General features: G+C 35.8%; 22 protein-coding genes. 3 read left to right on the top strand and 19 right to left on the bottom strand.

Annotated elements, in window-relative coordinates; all coding sequences use genetic code 11:
• Positions 1–274: 274 nt before the first annotated feature.
• From BLR86_RS24830 to BLR86_RS24840, 3 genes are all read right to left on the bottom strand, one after another.
• On the bottom strand, positions 275–583 hold the full coding sequence (locus BLR86_RS24830) for a hypothetical protein (protein ID WP_090768260.1): 309 nt from the start codon (positions 581–583) through the stop codon (positions 275–277).
• 280 nt (positions 584–863) lie between these two features.
• On the bottom strand, positions 864–1,082 hold the full coding sequence (locus BLR86_RS24835; RefSeq protein ID WP_090768263.1) for a hypothetical protein: 219 nt from the start codon (positions 1,080–1,082) through the stop codon (positions 864–866).
• A 435-nt stretch (positions 1,083–1,517) separates the two neighbouring features.
• Positions 1,518–1,850: a hypothetical protein gene (locus BLR86_RS24840; protein WP_090768266.1), complete on the bottom strand. Its 333-nt coding sequence runs from the start codon at positions 1,848–1,850 to the stop codon at positions 1,518–1,520.
• Positions 1,851–1,989: 139 nt separating this feature from the next.
• Between BLR86_RS24840 and BLR86_RS24845 the strand changes: the two genes are divergently transcribed.
• Positions 1,990–2,829, top strand: coding sequence for a tyrosine-type recombinase/integrase (locus BLR86_RS24845; protein WP_090768269.1), 840 nt, complete (start codon positions 1,990–1,992; stop codon positions 2,827–2,829).
• A gap of 70 nt (positions 2,830–2,899) precedes the next feature.
• Here the strand turns inward: BLR86_RS24845 and BLR86_RS24850 are convergent, their stop codons facing one another.
• The 8 genes from BLR86_RS24850 to BLR86_RS24880 all read right to left on the bottom strand — a co-directional run bounded on the left by BLR86_RS24850 (position 2,900) and on the right by BLR86_RS24880 (position 9,309).
• Positions 2,900–3,457, bottom strand: coding sequence for a DUF5412 family protein (locus tag BLR86_RS24850; RefSeq protein ID WP_090768271.1), 558 nt, complete (start codon positions 3,455–3,457; stop codon positions 2,900–2,902).
• Between the two features lie 236 nt (positions 3,458–3,693).
• On the bottom strand, positions 3,694–3,870 hold the full coding sequence (locus tag BLR86_RS26330) for a hypothetical protein (protein ID WP_175493043.1): 177 nt from the start codon (positions 3,868–3,870) through the stop codon (positions 3,694–3,696).
• Between the two features lie 139 nt (positions 3,871–4,009).
• On the bottom strand, positions 4,010–5,116 hold the full coding sequence (locus BLR86_RS24855; protein WP_175493044.1) for a Ger(x)C family spore germination protein: 1,107 nt from the start codon (positions 5,114–5,116) through the stop codon (positions 4,010–4,012).
• Positions 5,117–5,120: 4 nt separating this feature from the next.
• A complete protein-coding gene (locus BLR86_RS24860) occupies positions 5,121–6,572 on the bottom strand; it encodes a spore germination protein (protein WP_090768275.1) in 1,452 nt (483 codons plus the stop codon).
• Complete coding sequence (locus tag BLR86_RS24865; RefSeq protein ID WP_090768278.1) at positions 6,569–7,636, bottom strand: endospore germination permease; 1,068 nt, start codon at positions 7,634–7,636, stop codon at positions 6,569–6,571. Before BLR86_RS24865 ends, BLR86_RS24860 begins: the two co-directional genes overlap by 4 nt.
• 507 nt (positions 7,637–8,143) lie before the next feature.
• Complete coding sequence (locus BLR86_RS24870; RefSeq protein WP_090768281.1) at positions 8,144–8,542, bottom strand: hypothetical protein; 399 nt, start codon at positions 8,540–8,542, stop codon at positions 8,144–8,146.
• Positions 8,539–8,751 (bottom strand): helix-turn-helix transcriptional regulator, encoded by a 213-nt coding sequence (locus tag BLR86_RS24875; RefSeq protein ID WP_090768284.1) that lies wholly within the window; start codon positions 8,749–8,751, stop codon positions 8,539–8,541. Before BLR86_RS24875 ends, BLR86_RS24870 begins: the two co-directional genes overlap by 4 nt.
• Positions 8,752–8,976: 225 nt before the next feature.
• Positions 8,977–9,309, bottom strand: a complete 333-nt coding sequence (locus BLR86_RS24880) for a DUF3221 domain-containing protein (RefSeq protein WP_090768287.1) — start codon at positions 9,307–9,309, stop codon at positions 8,977–8,979.
• Between the two features lie 419 nt (positions 9,310–9,728).
• Between BLR86_RS24880 and BLR86_RS24885 the strand changes: the two genes are divergently transcribed.
• Complete coding sequence (locus BLR86_RS24885; RefSeq protein ID WP_090768290.1) at positions 9,729–10,073, top strand: DUF421 domain-containing protein; 345 nt, start codon at positions 9,729–9,731, stop codon at positions 10,071–10,073.
• The gene (locus tag BLR86_RS24890; RefSeq protein ID WP_090768293.1) at positions 10,048–10,416 is read left to right on the top strand and encodes a DUF421 domain-containing protein; all 369 of its coding nucleotides are present in this window, start codon (positions 10,048–10,050) and stop codon (positions 10,414–10,416) included. Before BLR86_RS24885 ends, BLR86_RS24890 begins: the two co-directional genes overlap by 26 nt.
• A 123-nt stretch (positions 10,417–10,539) precedes the next feature.
• On the opposite strand, the gene BLR86_RS24895 is transcribed toward BLR86_RS24890, so the two are convergent.
• The 8 genes from BLR86_RS24895 to BLR86_RS24925 all read right to left on the bottom strand — a co-directional run bounded on the left by BLR86_RS24895 (position 10,540) and on the right by BLR86_RS24925 (position 17,670).
• Positions 10,540–11,211, bottom strand: a complete 672-nt coding sequence (locus BLR86_RS24895) for an Ltp family lipoprotein (protein ID WP_090768296.1) — start codon at positions 11,209–11,211, stop codon at positions 10,540–10,542.
• A gap of 294 nt (positions 11,212–11,505) precedes the next feature.
• The gene (locus BLR86_RS24900; RefSeq protein ID WP_090768300.1) at positions 11,506–11,688 is read right to left on the bottom strand and encodes a hypothetical protein; all 183 of its coding nucleotides are present in this window, start codon (positions 11,686–11,688) and stop codon (positions 11,506–11,508) included.
• Between the two features lie 36 nt (positions 11,689–11,724).
• Complete coding sequence (locus tag BLR86_RS24905; protein ID WP_090768303.1) at positions 11,725–13,179, bottom strand: Na+/H+ antiporter NhaC family protein; 1,455 nt, start codon at positions 13,177–13,179, stop codon at positions 11,725–11,727.
• Positions 13,180–13,238: 59 nt separating this feature from the next.
• Positions 13,239–14,285, bottom strand: a complete 1,047-nt coding sequence (locus BLR86_RS24910; protein ID WP_090768306.1) for an aldo/keto reductase — start codon at positions 14,283–14,285, stop codon at positions 13,239–13,241.
• 2 nt (positions 14,286–14,287) lie between these two features.
• Positions 14,288–14,629 carry a TIGR04076 family protein gene (locus tag BLR86_RS24915; RefSeq protein ID WP_090768309.1) on the bottom strand — a complete coding sequence of 114 codons (342 nt, stop codon included), beginning with the start codon at positions 14,627–14,629 and terminating at the stop codon, positions 14,288–14,290.
• Between the two features lie 978 nt (positions 14,630–15,607).
• Entirely contained in the window at positions 15,608–16,615 is a 1,008-nt protein-coding gene (locus BLR86_RS24920) for an RpnC/YadD family protein (protein ID WP_090768312.1), read from the bottom strand.
• A gap of 510 nt (positions 16,616–17,125) precedes the next feature.
• Positions 17,126–17,275 (bottom strand): hypothetical protein, encoded by a 150-nt coding sequence (locus tag BLR86_RS26335; RefSeq protein WP_175493046.1) that lies wholly within the window; start codon positions 17,273–17,275, stop codon positions 17,126–17,128.
• A 113-nt stretch (positions 17,276–17,388) separates the two neighbouring features.
• Positions 17,389–17,670 (bottom strand): hypothetical protein, encoded by a 282-nt coding sequence (locus BLR86_RS24925; RefSeq protein ID WP_090768315.1) that lies wholly within the window; start codon positions 17,668–17,670, stop codon positions 17,389–17,391.
• Positions 17,671–17,922 lie beyond the last annotated feature (252 nt).

Raw genomic sequence — 17,922 nt, forward strand, 5'->3', positions numbered from 1 at the left:
TATCTTCTAACCTCATTTAATTAGAAAGGTAATTATCTTAGTTATTAGCACCTATTTTAGCACCTAAATTTCAAGAGTGACAATAACCATTGTCACTCTGTTAGTTAGCACGCTAATTCATCTGTCATTTTATAACTAATCCCATAAGAAACATTGTAGTATCAAGAAAAAACGTAATACCAAATCGTGTGCGAATTAGTCTGTTGTTTGATATGTTATTTCTGAGGCTTCTCCACAAAAACGGAACTACTTATCATTAGAGAGGGGCATCTTATCATTTTTTTCTACGATAAAAAACAAATCCATCCTTTTCCACAACTTCTTCTTCCTCTTCTTCTTTTAAATCCATTGTTAATGCCTGATCTAACCTTAATAATGCCATTTCTTTAGCTTTTTGTTTTGTAGTGCCATAACAATTCCAAACAGCACAATCATAAGTGGCTGCCGTTGCCATATAGCAATCTACATAATTATAAAGCTCAATAAGGATAAATCTTCCGTCAATACGTAAAATGATGTCTCCTCTTAATAATGCACCAATAGCATATAACCAAAATGACAAGGTATTCATTAAATTATTCATAAAGCACTCTCCTAAACAACTGATACTAGGAGAATTAGACAAATATTAGGAATTACCTTGTTACATATTTGTGAATAAAGAAGCTACAACTTCTTCAATTAAAGCCCCCGTTAATGCAATAAGAACTGAGTATATTAGCTAGTTTACCAAAAGTGATAAATCTGTTTAATTTTTATTCGGCATGGTTGCGGAATCATTTAAGAATAAATGATGTCAGTCAGAAATGGCACGACTACTCCCAAGAGAAGCAAAGCAATGACGACGAAAATGACCGTTCCAGCTATTGGTAGAATCCATTTTCTTTTCTTGTAGTATTGGTACCAGTAATTCCCCCCCAGATTAGCAGCAGTGTAATAAAAGAAGAGAATTGGACACCGTTAAAGCTGGGTATTGGGCTGACATTTACCACAGAAAAAAATGCGACAAAACCGATACATCCGAGTAAGAGCCAATTGACAGTATGCACGACAATATTATAAATGTCATAATTGTTTTTCATTGAATCTCCACCCCTTCCCATCTGAATTAAAAAAGCAATGCTTATTGAACAAACCTGCTTCGTTAGCACAACAAAAAAAGGCTCGTCACTGCGTCCCCTCTTTAACTATTGCACCCCAGTTACTTGAAGATATAACATTATGTTGATAATACAAAAAGTAAGACGGCTATAACAAAGTATCCCAAGAAACGTTTTTTTCCCTTTAACTTTCTTTCAATTAAGAAACATAAAATTAGTGCGACCATTACCGAAGCAAATAGTTTTATATACAACAAATCCAATTCCCCCTAATACAAAAGCATTTATTGTACTAGCCTGACCTTTTGTTTAATACCAATTATTTCAAATAATAGGAACCTTTACAATACTCTTCTTGAAGTAACCTGCCACGTTAGCACAAGAAGCGACTTCCCTCGTTAATGCAATAAGAAGTAGTTAATTTAATGGACCAGATACCCATATACATTTCCCACTATAAGCATCCATTTTGACAGTTGGTTCCTTATCTTTAAATACCAAAGTAACACTCACTTCTCTTTGATTAGTTACGTGATTTAAATAACCACTTTTAGCATCAATAAACGTATGTACTGTTTGAAGGTCTTCTAACGTGTAGTTAATGGGCTTTATAGCCAATTGACTTGGTGGATTATTCACACAATCTATCGCTTGTATTGTTGCGTCAACAGTTGTCATTATTGGTTTTTGATATTCGTATGCAAAGAGGACAATTAATACTAAAATAATACCTATAATAACTTTTTTCATTATATCCCCATCCTAACCATCAATCGCCACTATTTTTTCTTTCTTAAAGTAAACTGCTTCGATAGTTCAATACCTACCGTTTTTATTTCTATAATCAAGGCAATAATTCCTCTAATATAACGATTAAGGAGGAATTATTGTGTTATTGTCAAAATCCTGGGAGCTTTATGAATCGGATAAAATGATTGAAGGTTTCTCTCCTCAGACCCTAAAAGCGTATAAGCTCCAATCTAAGCTACTTTTCCAACACTTTAACGATTTAAATATTGAATCTGTGACGACTGATCAGTTAAAGGAATATTTAGCAAAATCCAGTGAACACCTAAAGCCATCAAGTTTAGCTCATCGGATTCGATTCATTAAATCGATATTCCGTTGGTCAAGCGAGGAAGGGTATATACCCAAAAATCCAGCTGCGAAAATCAAAGAACCCAAACAAGGAAAACGAATTCCTAAATTTTTAACGGAAAGAGAAATTGAACATTTGAGGGAAGCGTGTTTTACTCCAATGGAAAAGGCATTATTCGAATTTATGTTTTCAACAGGTTGTAGAATAGGAGAAATTGGTTCACTTGAAAAGAATTTTATTAATTGGTCAAATCGTTCTGCCATAGTCCTTGGAAAGGGAGATAAGGAAAGGGAGGTATATTTTAATATACGGTGTGAAATCTGGCTCAAAAGATATTTAGACCTTCGTCAGGATAAAGATCCAGCTATTTTTGTTACTGAACGGCACCCGCATAAAATGAGTATAGGACAGATGAGGTACATCATTAAACGAATTTCAAGTCGAGCAGGGATTAACAAAGAGATCCATCCACACCAACTACGCCATAGCTATGCCACACACCTATTGAATAATGGAGCCCCTATTGATGTTATTCAAAGTTTACTAGGTCACGAAAAAAGCGAGACCACTAGGATTTATGCTCAGTTAAGTGGAAGCCTTAGAAGAGAATTGTATAGAAAATATTTTTAGAAATGGAGTGAAAAGGCAACCGACACTTACGTTGCCTTTTTCACTATTGCACTTGTTAGTGCAATAAGTATTAGTTTTGGTAGCAAGTCTCATATTCGTCTTTCATTAACAAACTTTTACAAGCCAAACCATTTTCGTGATAAATTTCTTTACCAATTTCTAATTCGATACTTCTATTTAAATTTGGATAATTGGGCTCGTCATTTAGAATGTACAGCGTATCTTCATCCATCCATTCCATAGAAAAATTACTTTTTGCATCACTATAATAAACAGTTTGAACTTTATTTTCCTCATTAATGTTTGTGATGTCAACCCATACGTTAACACCGCCTGCTGCACCACCATATGGTTCATAATAAGCATTAGCTGTGTATTCTTCAGTGGGGGATATTACAGGTCCAGGACCCTTTTGGATAAATTCTCTATCAATTTCACTAAATGTAAAAAAGTACATTTCATATATATAGATTGAAGATACCAGAACAACCCCAGACAACGATGAAATCAGTAACTTTTTAGGAAAAGGTTTCTTTTTAATGAAAGAAATTATTATCTTTGCACATAAAATCAAAAATAATATAACGGTAATGAAAGAAATCAAGAAACCAATTAAAATAAAAATCATAATCCCCCATTTCCAATTACAGATTAAATTTTTTATACTTAGATATTTTATGTATATAGAAACCCTATGTATAAAGACATAATAATATTATTACCATAAATAAGCAATAGTTATTGAACAAACCTGCACCTTTACTTCAATAAGAAAAAGCCATTCTCCTTCTTGAAGAATAGCTACCCGTATACTTGAAGAAGGAATAGTGTATAGAAGACCTTTTTTTCTTATTGTTAAAATACTCAATTCCTTCGTTCTCTTTTAGGTTCATCTCTCCCAACCGCTAATCCAAAAAGACCACCTGAAAAAAAGATAATAAAATTATTTAACTTTATTTCTCCTGTAATAATGGTTGTTATAACTAAAATGATTAAACCAAGCCCCATTATGATTAAGACTTGTTTCGCTCTAGCCCACATAGTAACACCTCTATTATTTATATTAAATAATTCGGTATTTAGGGTCCACAATCCTTCTTTAAGTAACCTGCCCCGTTTGTTCAATATGGAATTCAACAAAAAAGGGCGTTAATCCTTCTTGGATTAACGCACCGCCTTTTCAATTTTTGGTATTCCCCGGATCAACCCGAATCATAACTTGTATTTGTTTTACCGAATCCTCATTAAATCTTTTTATTGTATCTATATTCCAATGGTTCAAATAATATTTATACGATTTTTCGCTTATATTTAATACATCTGTTTCCAAAAGCTGTCCTTTTTTTATTGTATGGAGTATGTCTTTTTTGACTTTTTTATTTATCTCGTTTTCCACTTCTTTTAGTTTTAGTTTTTTTCTTTCTTGGGTTAGAACAGCATCCCCTTTTACCACTACCTTATAAGAAGGGGTCTTTCCTTTTAAAACCATTATCTTAGTTTTTGGGTTTTTAACTCTTACTGAAACATTTTCGGTTCCTACCCGGAGAGTGACACCTTGAATTCCTTTTTTGAACCATTTTAATCCGCTTAATTCATCTTTACTCAACCATCCTCTGAACTGTTGCCTAGAAAATACATATTCTCCGTTAATCACAGATGTTGGTTTTTCCTTTTTTTCTGAAAAATGATTTTTGTCAATTGTTAACGATGGGATAAAAATCGTTCCAACTGGTCGGAAATACTGGGATATAAATCGGTTATATATCATGTTTGGGAGTACGTAATTATATTGAATGATCTTATCCGATCGATGGATGACCGTATACAATTGTGGAAAATTAAAAAAACTTTCCATTTGCATTAATGATTTTAGATTCTCATCTGTGCCGAAAAGGTAGAAGTTGTACCGCAATAATGGCGAATGTTTAATAAGACCCATCACATCCTCCATTTTTTCTTTCATAACACTTTTGCTCAGTATGATAGTCTGAATATGTCCATAATTTATTGGCATATCTGTCATTTGTTCCAACACCCCCAGCGCAGCTGTGAAAGTTTCTCCTTTCGCTTCCCCGATTAAAATGGGCTGTTGTTCTACGGCAGCTGCTTCTTGTTTGGCAATATTCCCAAAACTTAAACCCTGAATATAAACTTTAAAATTTCCCTCTTCATAGTCCAATCCCATAGCGGTAACATAAGTCTCGCCTTCGATTTCTTTTGCCCCAAAACAACCTGTTAAAAGAAAAATAAGGCTCGTTACAATGATGAAAGAAATCCGGTTTCTCATGGAACTACTCCTTTTGCCTGGTTGTGTCCATTGGTTGATAAGCATGATTGCGTTTTTTTAACAGCTTATTAGGTAATTTTATAAAGCTTTTTAAAAACTGAGAATTCGGAAAAGCATATACGGATAAATAGGGTTGCCCAAAACTTTCAAGCGAAATAGCAAGGGTGATAATGGTGTAAAAAGAAAGAAAAAATCCATAAATCCCGAACATAGATGACAGGAAAAGGACCAAATACCGCAGAAGAAGCACATTGCCTGCTAGGTTCTGGTTGATTAATGTATACCCTGAAATCACGGATATCGAGATCACTACCAGCAAGGAAGCAGACGTTAATCCGGCTCGAATCGCCGCATCTCCGATAATCAATCCACCTAAAACGGCAACAGTTGTCCCGACAGCTTTTGGAAGCCTGAGCCCTGCTTCTTTAAAGAGCTCAAACATCGTTATCATGATAAATGCTTCCATAGTGGCTGACAATGGAAGACCTTTCCTTGACATCGCGATGGTGGCTATCAGGGTAAAAGGAATCTGTTCGGTTTGAAACGTTACTAGGGCAATAAAAAATCCAGGTAGAAAAATGGTCGTGCCTAATGCAAAAATCCTAAGTAAACGAACGAAACTAATATAAAAAAAACTATTGTGCACATCTTCAGGCGAAATCAATAATTGTGTGAGAGATGTCGGACCTATCAAAACCGTAGGGTTTCCATCCACTAGAATGGCAAATCTCCCTTGATTTAGGGATTGCACGATATGATCGGGTCTGCCGACAGCATCCATTAACGGAAAAATGGAATAAGGATGGTCATAAATCATTTCTTCCAATTGATTGCTGCTGATTAAAATATCGATGGTTATAGATCGTAATCGACTTTGCACTTCATTCAAAATAGAGGGATTGATAATATCCTCCATATAAAGAAGTAAAACTTTTGTTTTACTTCTTTCTCCAATCGTATATTCTATGCTTTTTAAGGAAGTTGTTTTTAACCGTTGCCGGATCAGCGTCATGTTATCGGAGATATTTTCCACGAATCCGTCTCTTGGTCCACGAGCAGAAGTTTCTATATTGGATTCTTCCGGACTTCTCTTTGGGAAATTAGAGACTGGAATAAAAAAAATATCCATTGTTTCCTCATTTAGAATGACACATTCGCCAGAAAAAAGCCTTTGTTCTATTTCATTCTTGATATTCTCGAAATCCCTAAGCTTCGTGATTCCCATAAGGTTGCTTAAACGTTCAATTGTCAGCCCCCCCTCCTTTCCTATTGCTTCATTTATGGTAGGTAGTATGGTTTCATTAATCGCCTTTGTGTCAACTAAATTAGGGCAATATAAAAAGGCTAAAGAATATGTTAAAAACTTGGTTTTATAGGATTTGGTTTGCAGGACAATGTCGGAGGAATTTTGGAACCACTCTTTCAATTTAAGGATCAACAGGTTATTTCTTTTCATATAGCATCCCCCTTGTCTTTCTTAAGAAAGAACAACAGGCCGACTAATAAAAGCAGGAACACCAGGCTTACAGGATAATACACAGAATATAAAAGCGTAAAAAAGGAACTAAAATCCCATGGAATTAACACGCTCGTGATGAGCAGGATATACAGAAAGAGAAGAATCCAGTTCTTTTTTTTGTGGCTGTCCAATAGTTTGTTTACAATAAACATGTTTAAACTGATCCGAATGAATGCACCAGAGAGCCATTGAAAAATCGATAAAAAATCAAGGCGGGTGATATGGACACCGATTGTTAATAATTTCCATTCTTCGTATGCAGGGACCTTCATTTTCGCTGCCTCCTCCGCACCAAATTCAGCGATCCCTCCTGCCAAAGGACCAACCGCCAAGAAGACAAGACCAATGCAAACAAGCAGCAGCGGCTTAATTTTGATCCGGTCTTCTATATATGGTGTGATAAAAAGAAAATAAATGATTTCAAATACACAGGCACATGTATACATGACTCCTAAAAAGAAATCTTTATATCCATGCTCAAAAACTGGGAACAGCAAGCTGTAATCTTTATTTTTTATATTCCCAATTCCCACCAAAAGACCAAACATTACAACGAGAGGCAATAAGAAAATGGATAAGGAGCCAATCGTTCGAATTCCTTTCAATGAAGCAAAATAACAAAGAGCTGCAAATGGTACTACGACGAGGAAATCAGGAATATCAGACGTATAATTTGATTTAGCCCAAAAATCTGTATACTGGAACGTAATAAATGCTGTAAGAAAAAAATAAACACCCCAAATAATACGAATCAAGTAGGAAATCATTGGATGCAATGAAAATAACACAGATAATATATTTTTTTTCTCAAACTTTTTATTTAGATAATAGATCATGGCCGTCCAAAGGATGAAGGGAACCACACTGCCGATTACTGAGATCCATGAGTCTCTTTTAGATACGGTTAAAATAATAGGATGGAGCAATACATGGACCAGAAATCCAGTAGACATGATGAGTAGAATATAAACATGTGTAGAATGAATCACCTTTTGGCTCAACTAAATCCCCCCACTTTTAATGCACCGGTGAAAGTTCGGTTCTAACTATGTTTTACAATTTTTAGTATTTTACTCTTTTAGGAAAATATTAATAAATAATTTGCCTGTTGAGGATAAGAACAATCTCCTAGGGGGATGCACTGACCAGGACATTGTAGTACATAACAATAAATATACAGATTGTGAATCACTACACTTAAACTGCCCGTTAGTTTGAGTGAAATCATTCACAAATGCTCTAAAATAGATCGAGTTTATTGCGCAGTATAGGTCAAATAAGAAAGACGACCACCCTAATATGGTCGCCTTTCAATGTTTAATCTATTACCAGTATCGTTGTACTGTGCAGCAAATGACTTGGTATTTTTATTTATTGTTCTTAAACTTTACTGCCATTTACTTCAGTAAGAAAAAAAGAGTTGCGGATCAAATTTGATCTTCAACTCTTGCCGCCGTTAGTACAGGAAGATTTAAAATAAAGTTTTTTGGTTTTAAATTTCGCCATTATTAACGGTATTTTTTTGAAACTACAAATTCAGTTATTGGCATAGTTATCCATGCTAGTCCAATAACAATAACAAGTGGGATATTCCTTATATCATTCATTGCAGTTACTCTTTCCGAAATGACTAAGACAATTATCATTAATAAAAGTAATAGATAATAACTAATTTTTGAACTTAAAAGAGTTATATGTTTCTCTAACTCATCTTTTTCTCCTTCGTGTTTTCCTTCCATTTCACCCCAAGTAATGGATTGAAATAAAAAACCAATCCCTAAAAATAAAAAGAAGAGTGTAGAAGCGTTAATTATTTCTTTTGTAATCCATTCATATATCCCATAGCCACCAATTGCAGCAATAAGAACTAAAGAACAGATTAAACTAACTATTTTTACAGTTGTCACTTTTTTTCATTCCTTTCATAATTAAAAATAAATAATTCTTCGATAGGAAGACCTAAAACATCAGATAAATTAAATGCCAATTCTAAACTTGGGTCATATTTATTATTTTCAATGGCATTGATTGTTTGCCTTGTCACATTACACAAATCTCCTAATTTACCTTGTGAAAAACCGTTCTTTTCTCTGTATTCCTTGATTCTATTTTCCATCGCTAAGCCACCTTTAGATTTTGTAAGGTGTAAAACATTCTTTACACCCAGATTATAAAATAAGACAAATGAGGTGTCAAACATATTTTACACTTCATTTATCTTATATGTGCTTACCATATTTCTTTATTGACTGCACCGTTAGTCGAATAAGAAAAAGCCACCAATATGGCAGTTCCGTTCTTTAACTCTTACTACCCTTAATTGAACACGGATATTATTTTATCAATCAACCAATTCAACAGAAAGAGTATTAATTTGATCAGGATTCGATTCTTTAATGATGCCATCAAATCCTACTTTTATCTCGTCTCCAACCTGGAATGTTTCATCATTATTCACAGAAAGGTCAACAAACACATCACCTTCAGGATTACCCTCAAACACTTTAGCAGAAACAAGTGCAATGTTTCCGTTAATATCTTTGATTGTTCCTATAAAGCTGGAATTTTCCGTTTTGATTTCATTGTTTTTTTCTTCACCGCTGTCTATTGAATTAGAACACCCAACAATGGTTAATAAAACAATGATTGCTACTACTTTAAATATCCTTGTCATCTCACATTGTTCCTCCGTTCATATGCTTTTTAATGTTAAATGTTGCTTTTACCGAAGAAAGGATAATCTGGACTTTTCCACTATCCTGCTTTGTTACTTCAATACCTAATGTTTCCATTTCTATAATCAAGGCAATAATTCCTCTAATATAACCGATAAGGATACTTGTATGTTTGTTTAGATTATTTTGATTTAACAAGAGCCAGAATGCAGAAAGAACCTGACGAAATTGATTCCGTTAGGTTCACCTATCAATCTTGAAGTAATTTATGGTTTTTGTTGGTGCCATTTTATGATAGTAAGTGGTGCAAAAAACGGTTAGCCTGGTTCAGTCGTGCGATACTATTCATAAAGAGCTTGCAGTAAGTACATACTATCACAATCGAACTGTCGGGATTTTTTGTAAGGGAGAAATAGCGATGTCGCGATCTATGGAAATCATCTTTCGAACCATTACTGCATTTATTTTATTATGGGTATTTGTGCAGCTGCTCGGTAAACAGACGATTGCCCAAAGGACTTATCACCTTTATATCGCTTCCATTACGATGGGGACTATTGCAGGAAATCTAGCATTCAATATCAAAATTAAATTCCTGTATTTTATCATTGCAATGATTATCATGGGGACCGTCGTTTTTATGCTGAATCTTGTTTCGGATCGAAATCCGCGTTTCAGGAAATGTATCGCAGGAGAACCAGCTACATTTTCAAAAAGGACAAATTCTCGAAGATTCAATGAAGCAAATGGGCTATTCCCTTGAATCTCTTAAACAGGCTTTGCGTGGCAAGGATATCTTCAATATAGAAGAAGTTGAGTGTGCGATTTTAGAGATTAATGGCTCCCTCTCTGTATTAAAAAAACAACAATACCAGAATACTACCAATCAAGATTTAACGTTACTTCCTCCATCAGGAACTGTACCGATCGAACTGGTCTATGATGGGGAGATTTTATACGAAAACTTATCCCAACACACCTACGATGAGGAATGGGTAATGGCTGAACTCAAAAAAAGAAACCTAGCTGTTTCTGACATCTCGTATGCTGTCATCGGGACAAAAGGAAATTTGTATATTGATTTATTCGGTAATCAATTAAGTTAATAATTCAGTGATAAAAAGTATGGTCACCGTTTATGTCCTTGGCAGAATCAATATTAATCACGGCATAAACACTAAATGTAAAGCCCTCTACCAAAGAAAAGGTGAGGGCGTGTTTTTGCGTTTTTATTTACCTAAATGTTCAATAGCGTAATTGGCTTCTTCTTGTGTAAATTTTTCACCGTAGTCAGAGGTTAATTGGTCTCTTATCGCTTCAGATGACATGTTCATTGATTCCTGATAACTTTTTGCTTTCGCCAAGGCATTTTCATTATAATCGGCTTTCAGGTTGTCAATGGCGTACTGTGCTTCTTCTGCCGTAAATTTTTCGCCTTGTTCAGAAATAAGTTGGTCATAAATTCCTTGTTTTGACATGTGCATCGTTTTTGAATAGGATTCAGCTTTTTTCAAAGCATTTGCATTCCAGTCATATTCGAGTTTTCTCATGGCATACTCAGCTGCTTCTGGAGAAAACTTTTCACCATATTCTGAAGTTAATTGATCAAAAATACCAATTTTAGACATGTGCATGGTTTTTGCGTACGATTGAGCTTTTTTCAAAGCAGACTTATAATCATTAGGAACGTCATCCTCTGCGGCCTTCGGTTCCTCTTTTTTCTCAGTTTGAGTTTCTTGCTCCGTCTGGGTATCAGCTGGCTTGTTTTCATTTTGTGTATTCTCGCTAGTATTATCTCCACCAGAAGCAATCTTCACAACTACGATGATAGCAATGACCCAAACCCACCATCTTTTATAGAACGGTTTTTTTGGCTTTTGTTGTTTTTCCTGTTTTGACATTTCCAGCCTGTCTCCTTTTATGTCACTTTTTGTACATTTATACTATTTACATATAGTAAAAAATCATCCCGTTTACAAGGAAACGAACATAAATAATATTGATTTTTGTTGAATATTTCATTATTTTCCCTATTTTCATATTGCTTTCCAATGGTTTGTAGGTAAATTTTCCTTTCAAACATAAGAAAAAAGCAGAGAGTTATACTCCTGCTTTACTTGGAAATGGTATAAGTTAATAACTTAGTATCATTTAATACTAGTTCGTTCCTGTAATTGAATGTGGCCCAAAATGAATCATTTTTTATTTTCTTGTATCGCTTTCCAAAACTCTTTCGCTACGAATTGATACCCGTCTAAGCTTAGATGAATATCAGCCGGATTTGGAAGGTATTCCTTCTCATGTTTTCCGATCACGTTAGCGGTTGGAACGAAGATATCACCATTCATCATCGCCATATTTTGAATCGTTTGGTTCAAAGCATTTAATAACGGTAGAGGAGCTGGTGAACACCTCTACATTACAGCACTATGGTTAGTATGTTCTTGGGGATTGCTAACCGGTTTTCCTCCTAAGCCTTCAAATTGCCGGCCCCACCCCGTTATGATCGAGAACAACAAAACCACGAACAGTGCCATGCAATAAATCATACCGCTGCTGACTTGCGTAAGTGATAGCGGTGCAATAAAATCATACCCCTGCGACAATAAAGCACCGAGGAATACAAAAACACTTAAGAACGGGATGATGAGCACGATGGCATTTGCAAAACCATCAAGCAGATTGGCACGGCGGTAAGGATGGAGACCCACACGTTTGCCAATCTCATTCTGTACTTTTCCAAATGTGGTCATCGACGCACTGGTCACACCCCCGAAAATCAAAGTGGTAAACGAAATCCCTAACATCATAGCAAACTCAGCACCACGTACACTTTTGCCCATTTTGCTGTTAAGGATGCCATTGGTGACTTTTTCAAGCACACCTGCACCGTTGAGCACACCCATGATACCATAAACGGAAATAACCAGCGTGACCGTGGCCATCATGGAGCTGATACCGCCCGTTAGGAAACCTGCCGGTGCGCCATCTGCAACGGAAATGACATGATCAAAAGTTAAAAGGTTAAATGCTAGACCAGTTATGGTTCCCAACAAGATCCCTATGGTAATAGCTTTGTAGATATTGCGGGTTTTAATGGCCACGATTAACATAAGTGCTACTGGAACCAGCATGACCAGTGTAGTTGGATTCATGTTCTTCTCAAGGATATCGGCAGCACCCACTCCTGCCGTACCACCGCCGCCGAAGATCCAGAACAGAACAAACGAGATCACACCTGCGACCAAGGAATACTTCAGTCGAGTGGCAACACAACCGCCGATGTCAGCAAAGCCTTGTTTTTTTGTATATTCTTGCGTTCCTGCAGAGATGATGGTCGTATCGGATATTGGTGCCAAGTTATCTCCAAAAATAGAAGCACTAACGATTGCACCTGCAAGAACACCAGGGTCACATCCCAACAATACTCCTGCTGGATAGAAAATCGGGAAGCAGGTAAACATGGTTCCGATCGATGACCCAGTAGCAGTAGAAATGACACAAACGGCTAAGAAAGTAAACGCGGTAAATAATCCCCCATCCACGCCCAACAAATCAGCTAGCCATACGAAACCTGCCGAAATGTTCGTCTCTTTTATCAATGTCGAGAACATCCCAATAACAAACAGCAGGATAGTAATTGGGACAGCTTCCTTTACACCTTCATAAACGGAATCCCAGAAACGATCATAGTTACCCTTTTTCACCAAAACGGAACCTATCATCAGTGCGACGAAAGCTCCCATGGCAAGTGCATACATTTCAAACGCTTTAAACACGATAAAATACAATATACAGAAAAACAGAAAAATCACGACTGGAATAAACGCAGTGCCCCAGCCACCTCTAAATTCAAGTCTTTGATTCATACCAGAACTCTCCTCTTCTATGCTAAACTTTCTATTCTAAACTAAACATCCACTTTCATTTATTCTTCATTTAAATTCATCTTCATAATATTGCGATATTTGGAATCAACAGTACGCTCTAACTCAAACGGTTCGCCGTCTATGATTGGATAGTTGTCTAAGAATTGTTTTATTTCTTCGATATCGGAACGATCAAGTTCGAACGCAAATATTTGCGTATTGGATTCAACATGCCTGCTATTTCTAACTCCAATAATAGAGGCACCGACACCTTGTTGACTCAAAATATATTTTGTAGCAATCTGAGATACATTAACAGAATGCTTTTTAGCGATTCTTTGCAGCAATACCAACAATTCCTGATAGCCATCCCAGCCTAAAGTATCTTCAATCACCTGAAAATATTTAACGTGAGAGCGCGTTTCGGGTTGAATCGTAGTTTGGCCAATCCATTTTTCCGCTAACAATCCGCCAGATAATGTACCGTAGCACAGCAGGGATATTCCTTTGCTTTTACAATAATCGATTAATTCTTTTTCTGGACGTCTATCAAAAACCGAGTATTGATTTTGACAAGACACAACAGGGATACCGGCATCAACGATTTCGCGCAAATGCTTTGTATCAAAGTTTGTAACAGCAATATTACGGATTTTTCCTTTTTCTTTCAGTCTCAACAGATCTCCCGCTGTCTCGACAAATCCAGGCACACTGTAATCCCACCAATGAAACTGAACAAGATCCAATACATCTCTTTTTTGACGTTTGAGGCTTCTGTCAATGATCTTTTCTGTGTACGCGTAATTGACCTCAGTAAGCAAATTGATATCCGGTACATACTTGGTATGAATTTGAATATCATGTGGTGAAAGGGTGCTCCCTGCTTTTAGTTCCGTTAAAAATTCACCGAGGAGTTCTTCAGTACCCGTATAGATGTCTGCACAATCAAATGTGGTAAATCCTCTTTCAGCCAACATATGGAAGGCCTTCTTGACATCTTGCATATCTAACTCTGCCTGTAAGCTATGGCCTTCCGATAACTGCCAACACCCGTTGATCACTCTGCTAATACTATAATCTTTTGCTAATTGTAATCGTTCTGCCATTATTATTTATCTCCTTTATGTAGTGGTTCTATTGTGCATTCAGCATGACTAAATTCTTGCGTTTCGATACGCGTGATGCTAAATCTTGCCCCACAGTTTGGATCGGGACAGGCAATGAAACTATCAGACAACATCCAGTCATTACCGTGTAATGGTCGCTGCTTTGCAGGCAGTAATGGCAAAATAGCGCTTAAGGCATACATGGAAAATGAATTCGTTTCCGGAAAGATCAGGTTTTCCCCGACAACTAAGAAATAGTCACCTTCCGTATGACTACATACCATTGGTTTATCTGTCCCTACCACCTCTACCTTTAAGTTATAGAGCGTAAATTTATCATTCATAGCACTTTTTCCTTTCTACTTTTTCTATCAATAACTATGAGTGAATTTCCCTGAAACGATGACAATTCATAAGCGGAGAATTTCCGGCTAATGTATATAATAGAAGCTTTTGAAGCAGATATAAGCGGAGATATTCCGGTTAACTGCACTAAATACGACTGAAACCAAGGGTTTCTATTAAATAACCGGAAAACCTTCCTTTATTTTTGAAGAAATAAGGAGTTTTTTCGATTTAGTCGGAAATCTTCCGTCTATTTTCAAACACAGTGAAATCATCAATCAGTTATGAAAATGAAAAAAAACACCTGCCCTCAAATAAAGATTCAAGGACAAGTGTTAACCTGCGGTACCACCTTGTTTGATATGTATCAACATACCCACTCAATAGAGTGCTTACACACTCTTAGCCCTTTAACGCTGGCTTTGCGTCTAAGCTACTAAATCAATGATCTTTCACTTCGCCCTCTGAGGCCCATTTGCTGTTACGGCATCTGTCCGGCTTACACCATCCCGGATTCGCTGAGAGATCGTTTAACAGTTTTACTCCCTCGTCATTGGTTTAAAAAAATGATAACATTCTAATTTTTTAGTGTCAAGAATAATCCTAATATTAAGATAACTTATTTTATTTCTACTTTTATCAATTTTTTGATGTCCACCCTGAAATAGTAGAAATAAATTGGAATTACTCGCTCTGCTAAATGTACCTACAGTTTTTTGTTAAGAGAATTGACTGATGGTTCCTGAAACTTTATTTGGTTCAAAAAATTATTTAATCTTCTAGACTTTTCGAGGTGTTATTTTCAGGAAAGTTGAAAAAAATGCCGTTGTATTGAGCAGAAATAAATTGCCTAGCAAGAACCATTTTTTGGAGGTTGCTTCTCATTTCCCTCTAATCAATACTAAAAAAGCCCCATAGAGTTTTCTTTTCCACGAAGCTCTCAAACTTTTAATTGGTATATTTATCATCCTTAGTGGCTATAGGGTTCCCCTTAAAACTTCAATTTCATCACGACTAAGCTTAGTAACCTTTTCAATGAGTTCACCAGATAACCCTTCTCTTAGCATTTCAAGCGCCATATGTCTTTTCTCTTTTTGAATTCCCTCCGCTATCCCTTTTTGAATTCCCTCCGCTCTTCCCTTTTGAATTCCTTCTGCTATGCCTTTTTGAATTCCTTCTGCTATGCCTTTTTGAATTCCCTCTGCTCTTCCCTTTTGAATTCCTTCTGCTATCCCTTTTTCTCTCCATGAATTTGGGAGCTTAATAATTTGTTCGGATTCATGTTTGTCTAATTGTTTAATCTCTTCCATCAGTTCTTCCTCCTCACTTCTATTTAGGGTAAGATATGTTTCAAAAAAGCCATTAATGAGTTCTGCTTTTGCAGAGTTCAGTTCCATTTTTACTAACATTCGCAAAAATTCCTTTTTCACTTGAACCTTTTCTTTTACGGTGTATCCCATCTTACTAAGTAGTGCTGCAGCCACTGGATTATTCGTATGAATAAAAGAGCGCCAATTCATTCTCTTTAATTCAAGCTTCAAAAATTGAAATGTCAATACATGAAAAAACGGGAAAGAAACAATAAATTGATATTGTTCTATTCGTTTTTGGTCATATGAAAAGATGGCGATAGGCAAAATTGGTTTCCTGTATTTATTATAAAGCAGGCTGAAATAATGATACATTCTTTCATGAAAATTTGGCTGTCCATAACTTTGTGGTTCTACATGAATAATAATAAGTGTTTCCTGATCCTTCAGTTTTGTTTCAATGATTATATCAGCTCTTCGGCTCTCGCTTTCAATTAAATCGGTAAACATTTCTTCAGATAGAGGTTTCATTGATGTAAAATCAATATATCTGTGAACCTCTGGAAAAAAAGCTTCCAAAAACTCAGAAAAAAAGGTGTGGAGAAGTTGCTTAAATAATTGATCATGGTGGATATACTGGTTGGAGTCTTCCAGGATTAGCATCTCGAGTGCCATTTTAACACATCCTTTTGAGGAGATTAGGAGGAAAACTGGGAAGTTGTATTCTATTTGTATTATATCTGCTTAACATAAATAGAACAAGCGTTTGTGTTCACAAGAAGAAAAAAAGTGCCTGCCACCAAATTTTGGTGCCAGGCACTTTTTTATTACGAATACCATCATGATTCGGACTAGAATGCCTGCGGAAATGCCAAAGCTGTCCGTATACCGTAAACTTTCGTTTTACGGTGACCGCCATATGTACCTGGTGTTTCACTCACATAGGGTCGTTTATCAGAGTCAATAGGTGTATAGGTTTTTTGAGGTTTATCAGTATCTGAAATATCATCTTTCCTTTTCTCAAACCAATTTAGCGCCTACACTTTTTTTAAAAATTCATTATACATTATTCCGTTTAATGGTTTATTTCTATTGCATAGTATATTTGTACTGCGCAGCAAATGACTTAGGGATTTTTATTTATTGTTTTTAAATACAAGCAACCTTTAGGGCAAAAAGAGATAGTTAGGGTTTATCCTTTATATCTTCCTTGCATATTTCACTAACCACCTTCCATAACGCGTTGCTTCCTTTATTTTTCGGTTCAAGCCTATCACAAAGCTCTTCTACTTTCTTCTTAAAATCTTCCGACACACCATCATCATGTTCTGCCATGCCGACAACACCTTATTAAAGCGTCTGCTCTTCTTGAACAATCGCCCCCGTTAGTTATACATAAAGACTTACACAATAATTGCATATTATATAAATAATGTGACAATAAGTAATTATTTCTTACCTTTTCGTTCTAAAAATATAGGTGCTATATTTAGTAAGATAGAAACAATTGTCAAAAACCATAATGCCCTTCCATAATTAGGTACTTCCCCTAAAAGTGACCAATCTTCCTTTTTTACCCACTCCGATACAAGACTGTATTCTGCACAAAGTGTTAATGCTGTAAATGATAATCCTAACGCCATAGCAAGCTTATAATCCTTTCCTGCTTTATACATATAAAGATTTATAAAAGTTGTTACTATTGCAATACCCCCAAATATTATCCACATAACTATACCTCCATATATTTTTATTTATGTCGTGTAATAATACTAATGTGCATCATCTCAATTTTTTGCATTACTTTTTTATTAGACATTAATACGTCAAATCTTATTTTATAGTAATTGCTCTTCCTTTTGTGATTTCTTATTGAACAAAACTGCTTCGTTAGTGCAACTAGAGTAAAAGATACCTTTTAACAAATCCAACAAATAAGAGTGCCAGCCACTATTAACGAAATTAGTTCAGAAATCTTTATA

Origin of the sequence: Bacillus sp. OK048 (assembly GCF_900103525.1) — a bacterium.
GTDB lineage: Bacteria > Bacillota > Bacilli > Bacillales > Cytobacillaceae > Neobacillus.